Origin of the sequence: Bacteroides sp. UBA939 (assembly GCF_002293435.1) — a bacterium.
GTDB lineage: Bacteria > Bacteroidota > Bacteroidia > Bacteroidales > Bacteroidaceae > Bacteroides.
Window position 1 is genome coordinate 4150 of sequence record NZ_DBDF01000227.1, and the last position, 3319, is coordinate 7468.

A 3319-nucleotide genomic window follows, 5' to 3' on the forward strand; every position below is an offset into this window, starting at 1 on the left:
GATTGAGATTCCGTTTCGCTCTATTATCTTCATAGTATGAACTAATTATGAACAGCTACTTAAGAGAGAGAAAATAGGTAAGCTCCGTGCGAGATTATCATTATTGTGATAGGTGTCGCTATCACATTGTCTGCAAGCTATTGTTTAAGACTTCCGGCAATATGCGTTTGGTGAAAAACAAAAAGATGCTCCTTTCTTTATGGGATTCGTACAGCCAATTAGCAGAACTAAAACGGGTCTTCGACACAACGCATGAAATGAAGATGGATGAAATGAAGAAGTACTTTTATCTTAACAGTATACCTGCCGAAGAACTCCTGAAGAATCCTCCTATGTACGATTACTATGTTAACATGTACACTTCCCAAGTGTAGAATATGTTTATTAATAATACTCTGGCGATTTTAAACGGGACTATATCAATGATGGAGTGAACACTGGAACAGAACCATTCTATCGGCAATAAAAGGAATGATGAATCTCCCGAAACTTCCGGCGCATGAATTTCTTGCTTTGGAAGATGCAAATTATTTCGCAGGGTATCTCAACTGCCCGGTAGTAGCCAATAAATTACTTAGTAGTAGTTAGCCAACTACCCAGTAGTAGTTGGGCAATTACTTAGTAGTAGTTGGGCAACTACTACTAAGTAGTTTACACACTACTACTAAGTAATTTTTGGGAGTATTTATATGGGACAAATGCTGCTCATACACCGGATATTTCGGGCAAGCCGGAATAATGCAGGCAGACTGCCGAGGTTACAACATGTTTTGTTTATCCATCTCTTCGGCTACCAGCTCCAGTTCTGCATACCAGTCTTCGCCAAACTTGCGGATTAATGGCTCTCTCAGGAACTTATATACCGGGAGGTTCTCTTTCTGTCCCAATAACACGGCAGCTTTGCAAACATTCCAACGATTGTAGTTCACTGCTTTATAAGGTCCGTAATCTCCTACCCTAATAGGATACAGATGGCAGGAAACCGGTTTATAGAAATCTGTTTTACCTTCACGGTAAGCCTTCTCGATGGCACAATAACAGGAACCTTTCTCGTCATAGCAAGTAAATGCACAATCCTTGTTGTTTACGATGGAAGTTACAAGGTCGCCTTCACAGTCGGTATAAACTACCCCCTGCTTTTCCAGCACTGCACGCGCCTCAGGCGAAAGTTCATCCCAGATTAGCGGAAGCACCTCTTCCAATTTCTCTATTTCATCCAGCTCCACCGGAGCGCCGGCATCACCTTCTATGCAACAAGCGCCCTTACATGCCTCCAAATTGCAAATAAACTTCTCGCGCAACACGTCGAAGCTCACTACAACATCCCCTATCTGTACCATACTTAATAAAATAATTAATTGCGTCCGCAAAGATAAAAGCAGGGCAACCGCATCAAAATGAATAATGAGAATTTAGCGAAGCTAATAGAGATACCCTTGTAATCATATAGCTTATTCCTGTACATTTTATATATTCATTTTAATGCAGTTACCCTGAGATAAAAGAACTTGCCACAGATTATTCTACACTGGTGACAAGTTCTTTTAGTATAATAAAAATCTTAAAAAGGAAACTCAAAACAGATCCTTATTTATTCCCTGTAACCAGGAATCACTTAATCAGCACCTTACCATTCATTTCTGCCGGAACTTCCAGTCCCATAATCTTCAGAATAGTCGGGGCTACATCAGCCAGGCGACCGTCTTCTATCCGGGCAGCCTTATTCTCCGTTACATAAACACAGGGAACCGGATTCAGAGAGTGAGCCGTATTCGGTGTTCCATCTTCGTTTAAAGCATGGTCGGCATTCCCGTGATCGGCAATGATAATCACTTCATAATCCTGAGCCTTGGCAGCTTCTACTGTATCTTTCACACAGGCATCTACTGCTACAACAGCTTTCTCGATAGCTTCGTAAACTCCCGTATGACCTACCATATCACCGTTTGCATAGTTCACAACGATATAGTCATATTTGTTTTCGTTGATGGCAGCCACCAGTTTATCTTTCACTTCGTAAGCGCTCATTTCCGGTTTCAAGTCGTAAGTGGCAACTTTGGGAGAAGGAACCAGGATCCGGTCTTCGTTATCATACGGAGTTTCACGTCCACCGTTGAAGAAGAACGTAACGTGAGCATACTTCTCGGTTTCGGCAATGTGGAGCTGCTTCAAACCTTTGGAGGCAATGTATTCACCCAACGTATTGTTCACGTTTTCTTTGTCGAACAAAATGTGTAGACCCTTGAACGAAGCATCATACGGAGTCATGCAATAATATTGCAGACCGGGAACAGTATGCATACCGGCCTCCGGCATATCTTGTTGTGTGAGAACAACGGTTAATTCTTTCGCACGGTCATTGCGGTAGTTGAAGAAGATAACAACATCACCTTCCTTAATTGTACCGTCACAACCGGCATTGACAATCGGCTTGATAAATTCGTCGGTAACGCCTTCGTCATAAGACTCCTGCATAGCCTGTACCATATCCGTTGCTTTCTTACCGATGCCATTAACCAACAGGTCATAAGCTTCTTTCACACGTTCCCAACGTTTGTCACGATCCATTGCATAGTAACGTCCAATGATGGAAGCAACCTTACCGGCTGATTTTCCACAGTATGCGGAAAGTTCCTCGATAAAGCCTTTACCACTCTTCGGGTCAGTATCACGACCGTCCATGAAGCAATGGATAAATGTATTCTCCAAACCATATTCTTTAGAGATATCGCACAACTTGAACAGATGTTCCAACGAACTGTGTACCCCACCGTTGGAAGTCAATCCCATGAAGTGGATGTTCTTTCCGTTTTCTTTGGCATAGGAGAAAGCAGAAACAACTTCTGGATTCTGCATAATGCTGTTGTCAGCGCAGGCACGGTTAATCTTCACCAAATCCTGGTAAACCACACGTCCGGCACCTATGTTGAGGTGTCCTACTTCCGAGTTACCCATCTGCCCATCAGGTAAACCAACATTTTCGCCGCTTGCTTGCAGTTGTGAATGAGGATATGTTGCCAACAGATAGTCCCAGTACGGAGTGGGAGTATTGAAGATTACATCATCTTTGCCTTGGTCGCCGATACCCCAGCCATCAAGAATCATTAAAAGGGCTTTCTTACTCATAATATTTATTGATTTTAATTGTATTATTTCAAAATAAGCGGTTACGTTTGTACGAGTTCAAAACATGAGTTCTTTTTAACGACTGCAAAGTTACAAAAAATACCGCAGCCAAAACCATTAATCTGCATTATTCATGCTTCAGGAGTTAGAGGAGTTAACCTGCATTATTCATAAGTGTCTTGTCATAAATGAG

At 42.2% G+C, this 3319-nt stretch carries 3 protein-coding genes; 1 reads left to right on the top strand and 2 read right to left on the bottom strand.

Translation table 11 applies throughout. From position 1 onward, the window contains the following. The first annotated feature begins 86 nt into the window (after nt 1–86). The gene (locus B2Z67_RS15065; RefSeq protein ID WP_291530664.1) at nt 87–374 is read left to right on the top strand and encodes a hypothetical protein; all 288 of its coding nucleotides are present in this window, start codon (nt 87–89) and stop codon (nt 372–374) included. A 384-nt stretch (nt 375–758) separates the two neighbouring features. Here the strand turns inward: B2Z67_RS15065 and B2Z67_RS15070 are convergent, their stop codons facing one another. Together B2Z67_RS15070 and gpmI are read right to left on the bottom strand one after the other, a co-directional pair. Beyond that, the gene (locus B2Z67_RS15070; protein ID WP_291530665.1) at nt 759–1340 is read right to left on the bottom strand and encodes a DUF3109 family protein; all 582 of its coding nucleotides are present in this window, start codon (nt 1338–1340) and stop codon (nt 759–761) included. A 271-nt stretch (nt 1341–1611) separates the two neighbouring features. Further along, the gene (gene gpmI / locus B2Z67_RS15075) at nt 1612–3126 is read right to left on the bottom strand and encodes a 2,3-bisphosphoglycerate-independent phosphoglycerate mutase (protein ID WP_291530666.1); all 1515 of its coding nucleotides are present in this window, start codon (nt 3124–3126) and stop codon (nt 1612–1614) included. Between the last annotated feature and the right edge of the window lie 193 nt (nt 3127–3319).

What these genes read in the sequence shown, in the direction of transcription:
- B2Z67_RS15070 (WP_291530665.1), bottom strand. Translation starts at nt 1,340, where the DNA reads ATGGTACAGATAGGGGATGTTGTAGTGAGCTTCGACGTGTTGCGCGAG.
- gpmI (WP_291530666.1), bottom strand. Translation starts at nt 3,126, where the DNA reads ATGAGTAAGAAAGCCCTTTTAATGATTCTTGATGGCTGGGGTATCGGC.